The organism is Mycobacterium sp. ML4 (assembly GCF_054515735.1).
Map to the genome: position 1 here is coordinate 1 of NZ_JBTNSY010000082.1, position 1,130 is coordinate 1,130.

Sequence of the window (1,130 nt, forward strand, 5' to 3'; positions counted from 1 at the left end):
GCGCTTGGGGGGTGTCGGCTCCTGCGGGGAGTCGGCAGGCCATGCCGATGACGGCGATGGGGTCCTCGGTGCGCACGGTGGTGGGGGTGGGGGTGTGGGTGGTGGTGGTGCCGGTGAGGTGGTGGAGGAGGTAGTCGGTGATGGCGGTGGGGGTGGGGTGGTCGAAGACCAGGGTGGCCGGGAGGGGCAGGCCGGTGTGGCGGGTCAGGGTGTTGCGCAGTTGCAGGGCGGTCAGGGAGTCGATGCCGAGGTTTTTGAAGGGTTGGTCGGGGTCCAGGGTGGTGGGGTCGGGGTGGGCCAGCACGGTGGCGGTGGCGGTGAGGATGAGTTGGGTCACGGTGGCGCGTTGCTGTGGGGGGGTGTGGCCGGCGAGTTGGGCGGCCAGTCCTTCGGGGATGGTGGTGGGGGTGGGGGTGGGGTGGGAGGCCAGGTCGGTGAGCAGGGGGTGGGCGCGGCGGGTGGTGAAGACGTCTTGGAATTGGTTCCAGTCGACGTCGGTGAGGGTGATCAGGGTGTCGTCGTGGTTCAGGGATTGGTGCAGGGCGGCCAGGGCGGTGTCGGGGGGGATTTGGTGCAGGCCGATGCGGGCGAGGTAGTCCAGGGTGTCTTGGGCGGTGCTGCGGTCATCGGCCCAGGTGCCCCAGGCCGGGGCCAGGGCGTGGTGGCCGGCGGCGCGTAGCTGGGTGGTGAGGGCTTCGAGGTGGGCGTTGGCGGCGGCGTAGGCGCTTTGGCGGGTGCCGCCCCAGGTGGCTGCGGCCGAGGAGAACAGGATGAAGGTGTCGGGCAGGTGCTCGCCGAAGGCGGTGATGAGGTGTTGGGCGCCGAGGGCTTTGGCGGTGTAGGTGGCGTGGAAGTGCTCGGTGCTGGTGTCGGTGAGGGTGGCCCAGCCCAGGTAGGCCGCGGCGTGCACGACGGTGTGGATGGGTCCGTGGTGGGTGCGGGTGTGTTCGATCAGCGCGCGCAGCGCCGGCGGGTCGGTGAGGTCGACCGAGGCGGTGGTGGTGGTGACCCCCGCGGTGCGCAGTTCGTCTTGCAGGGCCGCGATCTGGGGGTCCTGGGCGGCGGTGCGGCTGAGCAGGATCAGGTGGCGGGCTCCGGCGTGGGCCAGCCAGCGGGCGATGTGGGGACCC

Annotated in this window: 1 protein-coding gene; it reads right to left on the reverse strand. The window is 71.6% G+C overall.

Annotated features, from left to right (window positions below):
- Positions 1-1,130, reverse strand: a 1,130-nt coding sequence (locus ACX9NE_RS29290) for a beta-ketoacyl reductase (protein WP_459377757.1), incomplete at both ends; no start/stop codon positions are given.